We start from the raw sequence: 18,211 nt of genomic DNA on the forward strand, positions 1-18,211 counted from the left end.
AGGAGCGCTGCAAAGTGGAATACAAAGAGTCTGGCTTGCAGGAAGACAACAAAAAAGAACCGGGAAAAGTCTGGCTGGTGGGAGCTGGTCCTGGAGATGTGGGGCTTTTTACAATGAAAGGTGCCCAGGTTCTGGAACAGGCAGATGTGGTTGTTTATGACAGCCTGGTAGGACAGGGAATCCTGACCAGAATTCCTGCTTCTGCAAAACTGATCAATGTGGGAAAACGTGCTGGCCACCATACTATGTCCCAGGAGAAGATTAACCAGGTTCTTGCTGATGAGGCAAAAAAGGGCAACCGGGTAGTACGTCTGAAAGGCGGCGATCCTTTCCTTTTTGGACGAGGAGGAGAGGAACTGGAGCTTCTCACAAAGGAGGGCATTCCTTATGAAGTAGTTCCTGGTGTGACTTCCCCGATTTCCGTACCTGCATATAACGGAATTCCTGTGACACATCGGGATTTCTGTTCGTCTGTCCATGTTATCACCGGACATAAGCGCAAGGGAATGGAGTATGACATTGATTTTGAGGCGCTGGTACATACGAAAGGAACTCTTGTTTTTCTCATGGGAATCACTGCCATGGAGGATATCTGCAGTGGCCTTATGAAAGCTGGAATGGATCCGGATATGCCGGCTGCTGTTTTATCCAAGGGTACTACGGCTGGTCAGCAAAGAGTCGTGGCAACTGTCGCTACATTAAAGACAGCCTCTGATCAGGCGAAAATCCAGACACCGGCCATTATTGTGGTAGGAAAGGTCTGCACTTTGGCAGATGATTTTGCCTGGTATGAGAAATTACCTCTGGCAGGCTGGAAGATTCTTGTCACCCGGCCAAAGGAGAATATTTCCAGAACTGCGGCCCTTCTTCGGGAGAAAGGTGCAGAAGTACTGGAACTTCCATCCATCAGTATTATCCCTCTGGAGGATCAGAGCAGACTGTACCAGGCCTTTTCTCATATCCGCAGCTATGACTGGCTGGTATTTACAAGTCCTGCAGGCGTGGAAGTTTTCTTCAGGCAAATGGAGAAAAAGAAGATCGACCTGCGTTCTCTTGGAAATGCAAAAATCGCGGTGATCGGTGAGGGCACAAAGAAGAAATTTCTGGAAAGAGGAATCTATCCGGATTTCATGCCTTCTGTTTATGATGGAAATACCCTTGGAAAAGAACTTGGCGCTCTTTTAAATGGAACAGAAAAGATTCTGATTCCAAGAGCCTCCCTTGGAAACAAGGAGCTGGCAGAAGAACTGAAAAAAACAGGTGCACAGGTGGATGATATTCCGACTTACGAGACCGGATATGTAAGCTGTCCTCTTATTAATGAGAAAAGAGAATTTGAAGAGGGCACCATTGACCTGGCTGTATTTACCAGTGCTTCCACAGTGAAAGGCTTTGTGGAGAGTACCAAAGGACTTGATTATTCCAGGGTTCGTGCTGCATGTATTGGAAAACAGACTCGTGCAGCGGCGGATTCTTATGGAATGCAGACATATATGTCAGAAAAAGCAACCATCGACAGTCTGATCGAACTGGTTGAGACACTGAAGAGGAGTGAAGAAAAATGGAACTGATTAAGAGACCTAGAAGATTAAGGGGCAGTGCAAATTTGCGAAAAATGGTGAGAGAGACCAGAATGGACAAATCTTCTCTTATCTATCCGCTGTTTGTAATGGAAGGAAATGGAATCCAGGAAGAGATTCCTTCCATGGAAGGGCAGTACCGTTACAGCCTGGACCGTCTTCCCTATAAGCTGGAGCAGTTGGAAAAAGCAGGGGTAAACAGCATTATGCTTTTTGGAATCCCGGCTCATAAGGATGAAGTCGGAAGCGGCGCTTACGCTCAGGATGGTATTGTACAGAAGGCACTTCGGGAAGCAAAGAGCAGATTTCCAGAGATGTATTATGTGACAGATGTGTGCATGTGTGAATATACCTCTCACGGTCACTGCGGCGTTCTTTGCGGCCATGATGTTGACAACGACAAGACATTGGAGCTTCTGGCAAAAACAGCTCTGTCTCATGCGCAGGCTGGCTCTGATATGATCGCGCCTTCCGATATGATGGACGGACGTGTAGCTGCCATCCGTAAAGAACTGGATCTGGGCGGTTATACCAATATTCCAATCATGTCTTATGCGGTGAAATACGCTTCTGCGTTCTATGGCCCGTTCCGTGATGCAGCCGGAAGTGCTCCTGCTTTTGGAGACCGCAAGAGCTATCAGATGGATTTCCACAATAGAAGAGAGGGAATGAAAGAAGCTCTTATGGATATTGAAGAAGGCGCTGATATTATTATGGTGAAGCCTGCCATGTCTTATCTTGATATGGTATCTGAGATCTCCAAGGCTGTGAATGTTCCGGTAGCTGCCTATAGTGTAAGTGGTGAGTATGCCATGGTGAAGGCGGCGGCAAAGATGGGCTGGATCGACGAAGAGCGGATCATTGGAGAAATGGCGGTGGGAGCTTATCGTGCAGGTGCCCAGATTTATATCACTTATTTTGCAGAAGAAATTGCAAAAATGATGGAGGAAGGGAGAATCGGATAATGACAAAGTCTGAGAAGCTTTTTGAGAGAGCGGTAAAAAGAATCCCCGGCGGTGTAAACAGTCCGGTGCGTGCATATGGCGCTATAGGAGAAGCACCGAGATTTATTGAACGTGCAGATGGCTGCTATATTTATGATGTAGATGGCAACCGCTATATTGATTACATAGATTCCTGGGGACCAATGATCCTGGGACACAATTTTCCTGCAATACGGGAAAGTGTTCTGAAGGCCTGTGAAAAAGGTCTGAGCTTTGGATGCGCTACAGAGATCGAAGTGGAAATGGCTGAATTTATCTGTGACAGAATCCCGCATGTGGATATGATCCGAATGGTCAATTCTGGTACAGAGGCTGTTATGAGTGCAATCCGTGTTGCAAGAGGTTATACGGGGAAAAATAAGATCATCAAATTTGCAGGCTGCTATCATGGACACAGTGATGCCATGCTGGTAAGCGCAGGTTCCGGTGTGATGACAAGTGGTGTGCCGGACAGTGCCGGTGTTCCAAAAGGCTGTACAGAGGATACTATGCTGGCAGTTTACAACGATCTTGGCAGTGTGGAGACTCTTTTTCAGCAGGCAGAGGGTCAGGTGGCAGCAGTGATCGTGGAAGCAGTTGGAGCCAACATGGGTGTAGTTCCGCCAAGGGAAGGATTTCTGCAGGGACTTCGCGCTCTTTGCGACCAATACCATGCCCTTCTTATTTTTGATGAGGTGATTACCGGATTCCGACTTGCATTTGGCGGCGCAGCACAGTATTTTGGTGTAACACCGGATCTGGTTACTTATGGAAAAATCATTGGTGCCGGAATGCCGGTAGGTGCATATGGCGGAAGAAGAGATGTGATGGAATTGGTTGCTCCGGCAGGAAAAGTATATCAGGCAGGTACTTTAAGCGGAAATCCGGTAGCTATGGCTGCCGGGCTTACCCAGCTGAAATATTTGTATGACCATCAGGAAATTTACACGGAACTGGAGAAAAAGGGAGAGCTTCTCTACGGTGGAATGGGAAAAATCGTGAAAGAAAAAGGTCTGAATTACCAGATGAATTATGTGGGCTCTCTTGGAAGCCTGTTCTTTACGGGACAGCCTGTTGTAGATTATGTTTCCGCAAAATCTTCTGACACAGTGGCATTTGCAGAATATTTCAAAAAAATGCTGAATATGGGAATTCATATGGCTCCGTCCCAGTTTGAAGCCATGTTCCTGTCAGCGGCTCATACAGATGAAATTATTATGGAAACTCTGGATGCAGTAAAGCTTGTTCTTTGAAAATGTGTGTGGTATAATTTAGACACAATTACATAAAAGAAACCAGAATACGAGTTGCTGTAATAAAATGCGGCTGTAATAAATGAACCGTGGCAGAGGATTTACTGATATAGAGAATGCAGTAATATTCAGAGCTGCACAGTGACCCGCTACGCTGTAAAAAAGATCGGAAGAACAGCGTGAACGGATGGTTTCCAGAAAGAGACTGTAGGAGGCTAGACAAATGGGTAAGAAATATGTGGCTTATGTAGGAACCTATACTCACGGAACCAGCAAGGGAATTCAGGTTTATGACGTGAACCTGGAAGAAGGTACTCTCACAGAGAGAAGTGAAGTGGAAGTAAGTAATGCGTCTTATACCGCGGTATCCAAGAATGGAAAATACCTTTATTCTATCGAGGATGAGGGCGTTGCGGTATTCAAGCGTGATCATAATGGCGATTTGGCACGTATCAACAGCGTGGATATTGATGGCATGAGAGGTTGTTTCCTTGCTACAGACGTAGATGGCAAATATCTTTACGTAGCAGGTTATCACGATGGAAAGGTAACCGTTGTACACACTCATAAGGATGGACGTCTTGGAAGTGTTATGGACGGTGTTTTCCACACTGGTCTTGGAAGTGTTGCAGAGCGTAACTTCCGTCCTCACGTAAACTGTGTACGTCCTACTCCGGATAATAAATATCTCTGCGCAGTAGATAATGGAATTGACCAGATCAAGGTCTATCGTATTAATAAGCGGACAGATAAGCTGGAGCTGGTGGATATTGTAAGATGCCCGAGAGAGAGCGGACCGCGTATTATCCGTTTCAGCGCAGATGGACGTTATGCATATGTTCTGTTTGAGCTGAGCAATGAGATTAAAGTGTACAGCTACAATGGAGAGGGTGATACTCCGGAGTTTGAGCTGCTTCAAAGTGTTTCCACCCTTGCGAAGAAGGAAGACGGAAGCGTATCTCATAATGCCGCATCAGGTCTTGCTCTTGCACCGGATGGCAAGCATTTATTCTGCACTACAGCAGGTGAGAATACAGTAGGTATGTTTGAGGTAGATGGTGAGACTGGTCTTCTGGATCGTAAATTTGTTCTTCCTGTAAGTGGTGATTATCCGAAAGACCTTGTTATTTTCCCGGATAATCAGCACATTGCCGTTGCCAACCACTCCAGCAACAGCATTACAACCTTCAAGGTTGACTACGAGAAGAACATCATTATGATGAAGGGCAAACCACGTAAGATCGAGACCCCGAACTGTATCAATATCTGGCCGGTACCGGATGGAGAGGATATTGAGGATATAGAGGCCTGATAAATTCTGATTGACAAACAGGAAATGCTGTATTATACTTTTTTGATGTTGTGTTGAGAATTGAATAAAACGACCATTTTGGTGCCTGGTGGAAATTAAAATAAATTCTAGCAGGTCAAACGGGAAACAGGTGAAAATCCTGTGCTATGCCGTAGCTGTAACAGTTGAGTAAGCTTTCGAAACCACTGAATTTTTATCGGGAAGGGAAAGCATTATGATGACACTGGAGCCAGAATACCGGCCAGAATGAAGAACTTTTGCTGCGGGGCACGGTATAGGGGTTGGTTTTATATAACAGGATTATTATGTCATTAAGCCGCTGCGTTAGCAGCGGCTTTTTCACGCTTTTATTACATGAATTCCCTGATTTGGCAGAAGTTTATGCTATTGGAAAGGATAAACACAAATGGCAGAATTGTTAAAGAATATTCAGTCATATTGGGATATGAGAGCTGGAGGATTTTCAGATGCCAGTATGGAAGAAAGAAAAACAGAACCTGGAGAGAGATGGGAAAATATTTTCAAAAATTCTCTCAAAGCGGGATGCCATGTATTAGATGATGGGTGTGGCGCTGGCTTTTTTACCACTTTGCTTGCTTCGATGGGATTTCAGGTGACTGCGGTAGATTATAGCACAAAAATGCTGGAAGAAGTCAGAAGAAATCTGGAGACAGAAGGACTTAAAGCAGAACTTCATCAGATGGATGTGCAAAGCTTAGAATTTGCTGATAATTCCTTCGACGCAGTGGTATCAAGAAATGTATTCTGGAACCTGGAGCATGCAGATAAAGCTTATGAGGAAGCGTACAGGGTTCTAAAAAAAGATGGAATTCTAATTCTGGAAGATGGAAATTATTATCGCCGTTTTTTTAGTGATAAGTATCAGAAAGCCTATGATGAGTTTCAGCGGGGACATCAAAAAGAAGAACAAGGGTGCCATGCGCGACATAATAAAGAAAATGTAGATTTTTCCATTATGGATGAAATTGCAAAGAAATTGCCAATGAGTCAGGTAGATCGACCTGCCTGGGATTTTAATAAACTTGTAGAAACAGGATTTCATAAAATACAGGTGGAAATAGCTGGCAGCCCTTTACCGATGAGTTTTTGTATTGTAGCACAGAAAGGCTGAAAAAGTGAAAAGAGAGATTATAAAACGACTGATTTCACTTGTGATTATTTTGTTTGGGCTGTCTCTGATGACCTTTGGACTTACATATATTTTGCCGTCAAATCCAGCTGAACAGCTGGCAGAATCTATGGGTGCAGGTCATGACCGGGAGGTAATCGCAAAGATTGAAGAAAAATACGGATTAGACAAATCTTTTGGAGAGCAGTATGTGAACTGGCTGAAGGGTGCGTTACATGGCGATTTCGGAATGTCGGTAAAATATGCACAGCCCGTTTCCCAGGTATTAGGAAGAAAACTCCCCAATACGGTTAAACTGGCAGTTGCATCGTTTATTCTGATGATATTAATTTCTTTTCCGTTAGGAATTTTATCAGCAGTATATAAGGATAAAAAGGCTGATTATATTATTCGGTTTATGTCTTTTATTGGAATTTCACTGCCTAGCTTCTGGGTTGGTATGATGATGATCTATTTTTTTGCAGTTAAGATGCACTGGCTGCCTGTGGGGGGATCAGATTCTTTTAAAAGTCTGATCATGCCGTCTGTAACACTTTCGTTAAGCATGAGTGCGTACTACATAAGACGGATCAGGGCGGTAATGGTCGAGCAGATGAATGAGGAATATATAAATGGCTGTCAAGCAAGGGGAATTGGAAGGGTTCGTACAATTTTCTTTCATGTGCTGCCAAATTCCCTGCTTACTGTAGTGACAATGCTCGGCATGTCATTTGGAGGATTACTTGGTGGAACAATGATCGTTGAAACGGTCTTTAGCTGGAATGGAATCGGCAGCGCAGCAGTGGCTGCGATTTCCGGCAGAGATTACCAGCTGATCCAGGGATATGTTATGTGGATGGGATGTATTTATGTACTGGTGAATCTTTTGGTAGATATATCTTACCAGTGGCTTGATCCAAGAATTAGAAGAGGAGCCCTGCAACATGAAGAGTAAGAAAAAATTATGGATTCGTTTTGTGATTATAATGGCATTTGCAGTGCTTTTCTTATTATTTGCATTGTTCGCGGGAAAATTTGCACCTTATGATCCGTTGGAAACACACTATACAGACCTTCTGAAAGCGCCATGCAAACAGTATCTCATGGGAACTGATCAGATGGGAAGGGATATATTTTCGAGAATTCTTTACGGAGGAAAAACATCACTTTTGATCGCATTTGTTGTGACAGCGATCATTTCCGTTGTAGGAATTCTTATCGGGACAATAGCAGGCTTCTGGGGAGGCGCTTTTGATGCTGTTTTAATGCGTTTATCTGACATGCTGATGGCCTTTCCTGGTTCCATTTTTACAATTGCACTTGTAAGCTTTCTTGGTACAGGACTTCCAAATCTGATTTTGGCAATGACCATAACAGGATGGACTTATTATGCAAGAATTAGCCGGTCATTAGTGTTTTCCATAAAAAATAATACATATATAGAGCAGGCAAGACTGGGAGGCGCTAATAATTTCCGGATTATGACAGGTTATATTATTCCAAATGTCATGCCTTCGCTGTTAGTAAATATTACGCAGGATATTGGAAGTAAACTTTTGACCATTGCAGGTCTTTCCCTGCTGGGGCTTGGTTCCCAGCCACCTACACCGGAGTGGGGATATATGCTGTCTGAGGGAAAAGACTATATGTATTCGGCACCCTGGATGCTTATGGCACCTGGTATTGTTATTTTAATAAATGTAATCATATTTAATTTACTTGGAGACAGTATTCAGGATCTGATGAATCCGAAAAGAAAAAATTAAGAATGTTTACTCTTTAAAATAAAGAGTTGAACATAGATTATAGTTTAACAACAGGAGGAGAAATAAAAAATGAGAAAACGGTTAGTATCTTTATTGTTTGCAGGAATTATGGCATGCAGCGTAATAGGAAGCGGTGTTACTACATTTGCAGCCGAAAATGACAGTCACATTAATCTGGCACTTTTCACCTACATCGAAGGCATGGATCCTGCAACAGACTGGTGCGGATGGAATCTTACACGCTGTGGTGTAGGAGAAACTCTTGTGACTGTAAATGAAAATATGGAAATTGTAGGACAGTTAGCTGATGAGTGGGAGCAGGTTGATGATACAACTTATCGTTTTCATATCCGCCAGGGAGTAAAATTCAGCAATGGTACCGAGCTGACACCAGAGATCGTAAAGGATTCTATCCAGAGATCTATTGATAATAACTCTCGTGGAGGAGATCTTAAAATTGCAAACATCGAAGTAGATGGAGAGAATGTAGTATTTACTACAGATGGTGCATACAGTGCTTTTGTTTCACAGCTTACAGAGCCGATGACAGTTATTGTAGACACCACAGCTGATACAAGCAATTATGATACTATGCCAATCTGTACAGGACCTTATGCAGTGTCTGAGTATGTATCTGAAGAGAAGATTGAGCTTGTGGCAAATGAGAACTACTGGGATGGAGCACCGGAAATCAAGAGCATTACTGTAAAGAATATCGGAAGTGATACAAAGGTAGATGCAATGCTTTCCGGAGATATTGACCTTGCACAGGGACCGGATGCAACAGCTCTTAATCGTGTGGAAAATAATGACGATATCAACATTGTAAAAGTAACCGGAACAAGAGAGAATGATTTCGAATTAAACTGCCGCGAGGGAAATCCCCTTTCTGATAAGAACCTTCGTCTTGCACTGTCCTATGCAGTAGATCGTGATGTTGTAGCACAGGTAGCAGGAAATGGTTATTCTTCTCCAATCAGCACAGCATTCCCGTCATCTGTAGGATACGATTCTGAAGATGTAAACGGACAGGTTTATGATCTGGATAAGGCAAAAGAATGCCTTGAGGCAGCAGGCTACAGCGATTCTGACGGAGATGGAATTGTGGATAAGGATGGAGAGAATCTGTCCCTTACAATTTCTATTGCCAATGGTTCTTCAACAGCAGTAAGTGAGACTTTACAGGATATGTGGAAGCAGATCGGAGTTGATGTACAGATTGAAATGCTGGAGAATGTAAGTGACAAACGTGCTTCTGGTGATTTCGATATGCTGGTATCTCCAAACTGGCAGACTGTAAATGCTGGTGATGGTCAGAAATATCTTATGAACCGCTGGTCTGATGGAGGAAGTGACAATTACAGCGGATATCACAGTGATGAATTCCAGTCTGTTCTGGATAAACTGGATGCTGCATTTACTCAGGAGGACCGTGTAAGCGCATTTGTAGAAGCCCAGCAGATCCTGGCAGATGATGCCCCGGCAATCTGGATGTATGCAAATGATAACGTGACTCTTGTAAACAGTAAACTTGAGAATGTAACAGTATTCCCAATTGACTATTATCTTGTAACAAACAAGTGGACATTAGCTGAATAATTATGGATATTCTGAATATTGAGAACTGTACGATTCGCTATCAGGAGCAGGAAGCGGCAGTAGAGCATGTTTCTCTTTCTGTAGGAGAGCAGGAAATCGTCAGTATCGTAGGTGAAAGTGGAAGTGGAAAAACAACTTTAATTCGTGCTATTCTCGGAATTTTACCTCCTGGCGGGATAGTGACAGAGGGGAAAATCTTATTTCAGGGAAAAAATATTTTGGAATTAGATGAGACGTCTTTACAAAAGCTCCGGGGAACGGAAATTGCAATGATCTTTCAGGATGTTGGAGCATCATTGGATCCCATACGGATTGTAGAGTCTCAATATCGGGAATCTATTCTGGCGCACAGGAAAATGGCAAAGGCTGACTGTCGGTCACTGGAAAAAGAAATGCTGGCAAAAATGCATCTGACAGATCCGGAACGTGTAATGGTATCTTATCCTTTTGAGCTTTCCGGCGGGATGAAACAGCGTGTTGGAATTGCAATGTCAATGACTGCAAGACCAAGACTTCTTCTTGCAGATGAGCCTACTTCTGCATTGGATGTGACAATTCAGGCAGAAGTGGTACGAGAAATGAAGAAGCTTCGGGAGCAGTATGAAACTGCAATTATTCTTGTGACACATAACATGGGAGTTGCTTCTTACATTTCAGATAAGATCGGTGTGATGTGCAAGGGTGAGCTGGTGGAATTTGGAAAAAGAGATGATGTGATCTTTCATCCGAAGCACGAATACACCAAAAAACTTCTGGCGGCAGTGCCAAGGCTGGAGGGAAAACGATTTGCAAAATGATACGATTCTCCTGGAAGTGAAAAATCTGAATAAGACATTTCCAGTGAAAAAAGAAAAATTATATGCAGTAAGTGATGTTAGTTTTTCCCTCAAAAAAGGTGAATGCCTGGGGATTGTGGGTGAAAGTGGATGCGGGAAAAGTACAGTGGCGAGAATGATTGCCGGTATCATACCTGTTTCGGGTGGAGAAGTACTGCTGGAAGGGGAAGCTTACATGAACCTAAAGGGCAGTGAAAAAAGACGTTTCCGCCGAAACATTCAGATGGTTTTCCAGGATCCTTTAAGTTCATTCAGTCCAAGAATGAAAGTTGGCACTTATCTTATGGAATCCAGGAGAAACTTTGATGGGATCAGTAAAGAAAATGGTCTTAAGGAAGCGCGCAAACTGCTTCTGGAAGTAGGTCTTCCGGAAGATTTTGTGAATCGTTATCCACATGAGCTTTCGGGTGGTCAGCTGCAGCGTGTGGCTATTGCCAGGGCCATTTCTATTCAGCCTAAACTACTGATCTGTGATGAAGCGACAGGTGCACTGGATGTTTCCATACAGAACCAGATTGCGAAGCTGCTGGTAAAGCTGGTGGAAGAAAAGCAGATCAGCTGTCTGTTTATTGGGCATGACCTGGCACTGGTAAGGAGTGTAAGTCAGAGAATCGCAGTTATGTATCTGGGAAGAATTGTGGAAATTCTGGAGAGTGAGACGCTTGCTGCAAAAGCAGTACATCCATATACGAAAATGCTGCTTGGTTCTGTTTTTGATGTATATTGCGATCAGAATGAGAAAATTGCAGCTGCAAAGGGAGAGCCTCCAAGTCCTCTTGAAGTGCAAAAGGGCTGTGCTTTTGCCGGGCGCTGCAACTGGTGCAGGGAGAAATGTAAAGAAGAACTGCCTCTTTTGCAGGAGATTGAGCCAGGACATAAGGTTGCCTGTTTTCAATTTATGAAATAAAATACTGCTCTGAGCAGCAAAAGCTGTCTGGTAGATGCCAGGCAGCTTTTTTGAGGTGGAATAAAGTTAATTCCATGCTCGAAGCAGTTTTGTACCATTTAAGATTTGTTCCAGAAGATATAGAGCACCTGTACATCCAACGTAAGTTTTGGGAATGACATGGATATATCCGGAACCTGGATTGGCAGTTTCAATGCCAAAAATGTTGTCGCTGTAAGTGTTCAATTCTACGATTGTGTTTGCACCAGCAAGAAGGATAACATTATTTACAGAGGCAATATCCTGTTCCAGTGCGTCTTCACAATGAAGCTCATGAAGCTTTTCCTGAATCAGATTTTCCGTGTGGCATTGTAAATAAAGTGGATGGATGACTTTGGGCTTAATGCCTAAATAACCGGAAAGATAATCCACATATCCTCTTAGAACGGATGGTTCGCCTTCCGCGGCATAGCGAAGATCCTTTGGGAAGCCTTTATTTCCCATATTATGTGCAATGAAATAGAAAGCGCGCGAACGGCTTTCTTCAATATAATCTAATGCAGGTTCACAATTTGTTCCGAGCAAAGAGGAAATCCCCCGGACAAATTCTTCGGTGAGGTCAAAACCGATTGGCATTCCTCCGGTCTCGTAAACTGGTATGGGAAAATGGCTGCGGAGATATTCGGCTGTTTTTTTACAACGCTCCGGGCAGAGTATAATATTGGCGTCTGCCTGAGCAATTGTACGAAAATCAGTTATGGGACAATTCATACCAGCTGCTACATGAACAGAGATTCCGCAAAGCTTCAGTAATTTGGTGATTTCCTTTAAACCGCCTTCCGGGAATTTCTCATGTGCATCAAAACCAAAAAGGTTAATAGATGGAATTTTGGAGGCTTTTTTATTGGTGCAAGGTTTATCACATAACAATTCCATCAGGCGAACGGTTGCTTCGTCGTATCCGATCATAGAATTTTCTGATAAGCCAGGGGATTCGATAAAAAGGTGTGGAATTCCAAATTCTTTGCTGATGGCATCCAGTTCCGGCTCCAGTGCTTCGCCGAGGAGAGAAGTACCGGGAGTCTGGATTACTGTGAATAAGTCATAACTTCTTTCTGAAAACAGATCGTTTAATGCGCGATGAAGTTGTTCGGCGGTCCCGAAAATATAATCAGAATAGCGGAGATTGGTAGCTGGTATGCGAGGACTGCCGATGCAAAACTGGCTGCGAAGCAACCGGTCATCCATAGCATCTTCCAGTCGAAGCTCATCACCAAGAGTCCATAGATTGGATCTTCGAATCAAAGAATCAACACCACTAAAGGTATAGTAGGTTTTACAGCCAATAGGACCATTTAGGAGAACCAGGTTGTTTTGGATCCCTTCGCATGCAGAGATAACACCCGCAATGTGATCAGGGACAGCGTTTCTCAAATAATGATTTGTCATTTTTCCATCGTCCTTCCAAAGTGTTTTCAAATAAACGGATCCATTTTGCAGCACAATCTGTTCCAGTAAAGAAACCTGTGCTGATATCCCGTGCAAGATTTACGGTGCAGATTTCATCAGGTATGAAAGCCTGTCCCATAAAATCATTCAGGATAATAAGATCTGGCTTTTGTTTTGCAATAGAAGTAAATAATTTATTTTGTGCATTTTCCCAGTCCGCTGAGAATTGATGCTTCCAATCTGCAACGCTGTCTTCTTTACTTCCGATAAGGATAGAATCCAATACATCCAAATCCAGATCATGAGCCAATTCAAGAATCCAATCAATGCTATTGTTCTTTAAGAATAAAATTACTTTTTTCCCTTTATACAAAAGTTTGAGGTTGTTAATAGTTTGGGTGTATTGAATGCGGTTTTCTAAAATTACCTGTTCTGTTTCTTTTTCTTTTCCATAAAGTTTTCCTATTTTGCGAAGCCAGGAGGCTGTTTGGGAAAATCCCCTGGGAAGCTCGTTGCAAAGAAAACGGCAACCATATTTTTCTTCAAATATTTTTTGCAGTTCATGTCCTAGTTTATCATAGCGTGCCATGATCGAATAAGGCGCTTTTAAAAAATTATGGATGTTCTCCATTGATTCTGCGCAGATAAAGCGACAGTTGATTCGGATTCCTATTCTTTTAAATATTTCCTGCAGATTCATAAAAGTACGATCTGTCTGAGAAGAAATTGTATGTTCATAGACAAGATTGATGCAATCAGGTTCTGGCTTTACGTTCGGATCAACAGCTTGAAGAGCAAGCGTTTTGTAGCAAAGTGCCATTCCTTCGTTATAGTCACCGGCTTCGATTCCGTCAGTATGAATAATATACATATCGACACCAAGACTTTTTAATTCTTTTTGAAGTGGAACCAGGTCATCGCCACTCATGCCTGGAATACAGGAAGTGACAGTGATAATATTGCGGATTCCGCGTTTCACCATTTGAAAAGCTTTACGCCGTGTCTGTTCTACACCACCGTATACGGCTTCGTTTATGGTGATATCAGTATTCTCAAACTGTCTTGGAACAAAGGCCGGGTAAAGGATTCCGCGTTCATACAATCCTCTTCGTCCGTAGCTGGTAAAACCGTTAATGGCATACCAGGTGCAGCTTTTGGGAGCATGTCCGAGAATTGCGGCATCTTTGATATGAACCGCCAGATCGATAGCACCACGATAAGCACAGCCATATAGCGGAACTCTGCTAAAAGGATCAGATAAAGCTCTCTTTTTCGTGGCAGAAGGTTGTGCGGGAACAGCAGGAATCACGGGAGCAGATGTATGTTTGGAAATTGTAGTGGTAGTGTGGGATAGTCTTTCCCCACGCATAAAAAGCTCCATCTGCTCTTCAGATAAAGGGGCAGCGGCATAAAGAACAGGCTGCGTTTGTAATTTTTGTGCAAGCTCCAGAAAAATATTAGCTTCGGCACTTTTGGGGGATTTTTCAACCAGAGTCATTGCTTCTTTTTCTGCCTGGGTAAAAAGATTACTTCTGGGAATTTCTGCAAGAATTGGAAGATTGACAGCATTGGTAAAGTCTTCTACATATTTGCGATCATCACCGACTCCGCGGCTGTTATAGATGATCCCGGCAATCTGTCTGCCCTGGGGATTAAGATTCTTTATTCCGCACAGAATGTTATTTGCAGCATAAATAGACATAGATTCCCCACTTGTTACAAGAACTACTGCATCGGCATATTGTTTGCGGACAGGAACCGCAAAACCGCCACAGACAACATCTCCTAATACATCATATATGACCTGGTCATATTTTTCTATGGCGTGGTATTTGTTTAAAAAATCAAATGCAGTCAGAATTCCCCGGCCTGCACAGCCCATTCCTGGTCTGGGACCGCCTGCTTCTATGCAACCAGTGTCAAGAAAACCTGGTATTAATACATCTGCCAGGTTTTGTTCATCTTCAGGAGTGTTTAGAAGATAATCGAGGATAGTTGTGATTTTTTGCCCATGGTGTAGAAGACGGGTTGAGTCGTGCTTGGGATCACATCCTATTTGAAGTACTTTACTGTTGCAGACTGCTAAGGCTGCGGTCAGATTCGCACTTATTGTGGATTTCCCAATCCCTCCCTTTCCATAAACTGCAATTTGCATATTGGTCCTCCTCATTATGAAATTCCAAATTACCTTTGATAATGGCATTGGAGACTGTTATTACTTGCTGGAAAAATTTTTAACGACGTTTTTTTCGTAATCTACAGATAAAAATCCTTCACATAATCCATCCGTGCGCTCATATTAGAAAACATAGCATCTACCAGTGTGATGGCGGCCATGGATTCTACTACTACAACGGCACGGGGGACGATTACCGGATCATGGCGGCCTTTGATCTCAATAGAGATATCTTCTCCGGTTGTAGTAACTGTCTGCTGTGGCTGTGCGATAGATGGAGTTGGCTTAACGTGGGCGCGGAGAAGGATTTCACTGCCGTCGCTGATCCCGCCTAAAATTCCACCGGAATGATTGGTGTTTTTTACGATTCTGCCGTTTTCCATATGGAAGCCATCGTTATTCTCGGAACCCCTCATAGTGGAAACCTTGGCACCGTCACCAATCTCTACTGCCTTTACGGCTCCAATAGACATCAGTGCCTGAGCAAAGGCTGCATCAAGCTTACCGAAAACAGGATCTCCGATTCCGGCAGGAACACCGTTTATACGACACTCAATGACACCACCTGCACTGTCATTCTTTCGCATACAGCTCTCTAGATATTTGATTGCATTTTTGGCAGCAACCATATCCGGCATATAGAAGGAGTTTTCTTTGATTACCTCTGGGTGGTAGGTCTGACAGGAAACAGGTCCGATGGAGCTGGTATAAGCCTGCAGAGTGATGCCAAGCTCCTTCAAGATTTTTGCTGCAATAGCACCTGCAGCAACTCTGCCGATGGTTTCACGTCCGGAGGAACGTCCGCCGCCTCTGTAGTCCCGGATACCATATTTGCTGTCAAAGCCAAAATCAGCATGTCCCGGCCGGTATGTATTTGCAATATTTCCATAATCATGGGAACGCTGATCTTTATTGCGTACGATCATGGAGATCGGGGTTCCGGTGGTCTGTCCTTCAAACACTCCGGAGAGGATTTCTACTTCGTCACCTTCATTACGGGCAGTAGTATAGCGGCTTTGTCCGGGTTTTCTCCGGTCAAGATAAGCCTGTATATCTGTTTCTGTAAGGAAAAGACCTGCGGGAACACCATCCACTACAGCTCCAAGCGCTTTTCCATGGGATTCTCCCCAGGTAGTAACCGTGAATTTTTTTCCAAATGTTGACTGACTCATAGGCATAAATCCTTTCTGCTGCTGATCATGGTGCTCAATATGTTTTTTAGCAGCTTAACTGTATCGAATTAAAGTATAAATGTGTCTTTAAAGACATTATAGCGAAATGCAAAAAATTTGTAAACCGAATCTATTAGAATTGACAAAATTTCCTGTACAAATTATAATGGAAAATGTATTTTTTGAGAAACAAGAGATGGAAGGAGTGCAGTTTGTGGTAAGGATTTTTAAGACGATAGAGGGTGCGATCCATCAGATCCAGGAACCACAGGAGGATTGCTGGATTGCGATGACCAATCCCACTGCCACTGAGATCTTTGAAATGTCCGAAAGGTTCGGGATAGAAGTAGATGATCTTCGGGCACCTCTGGATGAGGAGGAACGTTCCCGTATCGAGGTAGAAGATAATTACACTCTGATCCTTGTAGATGTTCCTATGATCGAGGAACGCAATGACAAAGACTGGTATGGCACTATTCCCCTTGGTATTATCGTTACCAAGAAGATGATCTTTACGGTATGTCTGGAAGATACTCAGGTACTCACCAGATTTATGGAGGGAAGGGTACGTAACTTTTTTACCTATATGAAAACCAGATTCATTTTGCAGATCCTGTACCGCAATGCCACTATGTACCTGCATTATCTGCGTATTATAGATAAGAAAAGTGAACAGGTGGAGGAGAAGCTCCACATGTCCACCCGTAATCAGGAACTGATGGAACTGTTGGAACTGGAGAAATCCCTGGTTTATTTTACTACATCTCTTCGGTCGAACGAGGTAGTACTGGAGAAGCTTCTGAAGGTAGAGAGCATTAAGCAGTACCCGGAGGATACGGATCTTCTGGAAGATGTTATCATTGAGAATAAACAGGCAATCGAGATGGCCAATATATACAGCGGTATCTTAAGCAGCATGATGGGTACTTTTGCCTCGGTTATTTCCAATAACCTGAATGTGGTTATGAAGGTTTTGTCCGTTATCACGATTGTAATGAGTATTCCCACTATTGTGTTCAGTGCATATGGAATGAACCTGAGCCCTTCGGGAATGCCGTTTTCTGCTGACAAATGGGGATTTTTAGTGGTGATATTGCTGTCCATACTGGTGAGTATTGTGGCAGCTGTGATTCTGTCCAAGAAGAAATTTTTCTGAGTAGGAGGATTACATGAAATTTATTGATAAGCTGGAACGAAAATTTGGAAGATTTGGTATTCCCAATCTCACAATTTACATGATTGTATGCTATGTGATCGGTTATGCACTGATGATCGTGAATCCAGGCATACTGAACTGGCTGAGCCTGGAACCAGCGTATATTCTGCGGGGACAGGTATGGAGACTGGTAACCTGGGTACTGTATCCACCGAGCACTTCCGGAGTATTATGGTTTGCAATTGCAGTTCTGTTCTTTTATTATCCAATTGGAACTTCTCTGGAGCGGACGATTGGAACTTTTAAATATACGTTGTATATTCTTTCGGGCGTGATATTTACAATTTTGGGAGCGTTTATTCTGTATTTCCTTCTCGGAGGAAATGTTCTGGTAGGAAACGTATTTTCTACTTATTATATCAGTCTGTCCACATTCCTTGCATATGCAATGTGTTATCCGGATATGCAGGTTCTGCTTATGTTTATCATTCCGGTGAAGATGAAGTGGATGGCAATTTTTTATGTGGTGATTGTTGTATATGAAATGATTCAGTATGTTATGGCAGGTGCATGGTATCTGGTGATCCCGATTGTGGCTTCACTGTTGAATTTCATTATTTTTTACTTTGGAACAAAGGATTTCAGCCGGTATAACCCGAAGGAGATCCACAGAAGAAATGAATTCCGCAGAGCAATGGAACCCCAGGGACGTATGAAATCAGGCAGCGGCAGTGTGACCAAGCACAAATGCGCGATTTGCGGACGTACTGAGCTTGATGATCCTAATCTGGAATTTCGTTTTTGTTCCAGATGCAATGGAAATTATGAGTATTGCCAGGATCATCTTTTTACACATACACATGTGAAATGAAATTAATGTAATTGTTAACCGGTAACATCGCATGGCTGCTGTG

General features: G+C 43.1%; 14 protein-coding genes, 1 pseudogene and 1 riboswitch. Of the genes and pseudogenes, 12 read left to right on the forward strand and 3 right to left on the reverse strand.

The window, feature by feature from the left end; all coding sequences use genetic code 11:
* Nucleotides 1-71: 71 nt before the first annotated feature.
* The 10 genes and pseudogenes from cobA to ACESTK_RS07705 all read left to right on the forward strand — a co-directional run.
* Nucleotides 72-1,571: pseudogene (cobA, locus tag ACESTK_RS07660) on the forward strand (uroporphyrinogen-III C-methyltransferase); the annotation flags it as partial.
* A complete protein-coding gene (hemB, locus tag ACESTK_RS07665) occupies nucleotides 1,562-2,545 on the forward strand; it encodes a porphobilinogen synthase (RefSeq protein ID WP_173718125.1) in 984 nt (327 codons plus the stop codon). The pseudogene cobA and the gene hemB, both read left to right, overlap by 10 nt.
* A complete protein-coding gene (gene hemL / locus ACESTK_RS07670; protein ID WP_195409281.1) occupies nucleotides 2,545-3,816 on the forward strand; it encodes a glutamate-1-semialdehyde 2,1-aminomutase in 1,272 nt (423 codons plus the stop codon). The genes hemB and hemL overlap by 1 nt, the downstream gene beginning before the upstream one ends.
* A 223-nt stretch (nucleotides 3,817-4,039) precedes the next feature.
* The gene (locus ACESTK_RS07675; RefSeq protein ID WP_118579985.1) at nucleotides 4,040-5,128 is read left to right on the forward strand and encodes a lactonase family protein; all 1,089 of its coding nucleotides are present in this window, start codon (nucleotides 4,040-4,042) and stop codon (nucleotides 5,126-5,128) included.
* A gap of 62 nt (nucleotides 5,129-5,190) precedes the next feature.
* A riboswitch (cobalamin riboswitch) is annotated at nucleotides 5,191-5,389 on the forward strand.
* Nucleotides 5,390-5,534: 145 nt separating this feature from the next.
* Nucleotides 5,535-6,260: a class I SAM-dependent methyltransferase gene (locus ACESTK_RS07680; RefSeq protein ID WP_373119367.1), complete on the forward strand. Its 726-nt coding sequence runs from the start codon at nucleotides 5,535-5,537 to the stop codon at nucleotides 6,258-6,260.
* Between the two features lie 4 nt (nucleotides 6,261-6,264).
* Nucleotides 6,265-7,212 carry a nickel ABC transporter permease gene (nikB, locus tag ACESTK_RS07685; RefSeq protein WP_373119369.1) on the forward strand — a complete coding sequence of 316 codons (948 nt, stop codon included), beginning with the start codon at nucleotides 6,265-6,267 and terminating at the stop codon, nucleotides 7,210-7,212.
* Entirely contained in the window at nucleotides 7,202-8,023 is an 822-nt protein-coding gene (locus ACESTK_RS07690; RefSeq protein ID WP_373119371.1) for an ABC transporter permease, read from the forward strand. Before nikB ends, ACESTK_RS07690 begins: the two co-directional genes overlap by 11 nt.
* 69 nt (nucleotides 8,024-8,092) lie before the next feature.
* A complete protein-coding gene (locus ACESTK_RS07695) occupies nucleotides 8,093-9,622 on the forward strand; it encodes an ABC transporter substrate-binding protein (RefSeq protein WP_373119372.1) in 1,530 nt (509 codons plus the stop codon).
* A 2-nt stretch (nucleotides 9,623-9,624) separates the two neighbouring features.
* Entirely contained in the window at nucleotides 9,625-10,419 is a 795-nt protein-coding gene (locus tag ACESTK_RS07700) for an ABC transporter ATP-binding protein (RefSeq protein WP_373119374.1), read from the forward strand.
* Entirely contained in the window at nucleotides 10,409-11,365 is a 957-nt protein-coding gene (locus ACESTK_RS07705) for an ABC transporter ATP-binding protein (RefSeq protein ID WP_195478235.1), read from the forward strand. Before ACESTK_RS07700 ends, ACESTK_RS07705 begins: the two co-directional genes overlap by 11 nt.
* A gap of 66 nt (nucleotides 11,366-11,431) precedes the next feature.
* Here the strand turns inward: ACESTK_RS07705 and ACESTK_RS07710 are convergent, their stop codons facing one another.
* Genes ACESTK_RS07710 through aroC form a run of 3 tightly spaced genes read right to left on the reverse strand, consistent with a single transcriptional unit; the run spans nucleotide 11,432 to nucleotide 16,141 of the window.
* Nucleotides 11,432-12,793: a nitrogenase component 1 gene (locus ACESTK_RS07710; protein WP_173772430.1), complete on the reverse strand. Its 1,362-nt coding sequence runs from the start codon at nucleotides 12,791-12,793 to the stop codon at nucleotides 11,432-11,434.
* Nucleotides 12,759-14,996, reverse strand: a complete 2,238-nt coding sequence (locus ACESTK_RS07715) for a nitrogenase component 1 (RefSeq protein WP_373119377.1) — start codon at nucleotides 14,994-14,996, stop codon at nucleotides 12,759-12,761. The genes ACESTK_RS07710 and ACESTK_RS07715 overlap by 35 nt, the downstream gene beginning before the upstream one ends.
* A 53-nt stretch (nucleotides 14,997-15,049) precedes the next feature.
* The gene (aroC, locus tag ACESTK_RS07720; protein WP_118580116.1) at nucleotides 15,050-16,141 is read right to left on the reverse strand and encodes a chorismate synthase; all 1,092 of its coding nucleotides are present in this window, start codon (nucleotides 16,139-16,141) and stop codon (nucleotides 15,050-15,052) included.
* A gap of 214 nt (nucleotides 16,142-16,355) precedes the next feature.
* On the opposite strand from aroC, the gene ACESTK_RS07725 reads away from it, so the two are divergent.
* Together ACESTK_RS07725 and ACESTK_RS07730 are read left to right on the forward strand one after the other, a co-directional pair.
* The gene (locus ACESTK_RS07725) at nucleotides 16,356-17,297 is read left to right on the forward strand and encodes a magnesium transporter CorA family protein (RefSeq protein ID WP_118580119.1); all 942 of its coding nucleotides are present in this window, start codon (nucleotides 16,356-16,358) and stop codon (nucleotides 17,295-17,297) included.
* 13 nt (nucleotides 17,298-17,310) lie between these two features.
* On the forward strand, nucleotides 17,311-18,168 hold the full coding sequence (locus ACESTK_RS07730) for a rhomboid family intramembrane serine protease (protein ID WP_118580009.1): 858 nt from the start codon (nucleotides 17,311-17,313) through the stop codon (nucleotides 18,166-18,168).
* Nucleotides 18,169-18,211: the final 43 nt, after the last annotated feature.

This window comes from Ruminococcus sp. Marseille-P328 (genome assembly GCF_964249465.1).
GTDB classification, from domain to species: Bacteria; Bacillota; Clostridia; order Lachnospirales; family Lachnospiraceae; genus Blautia_A; species Blautia_A faecis.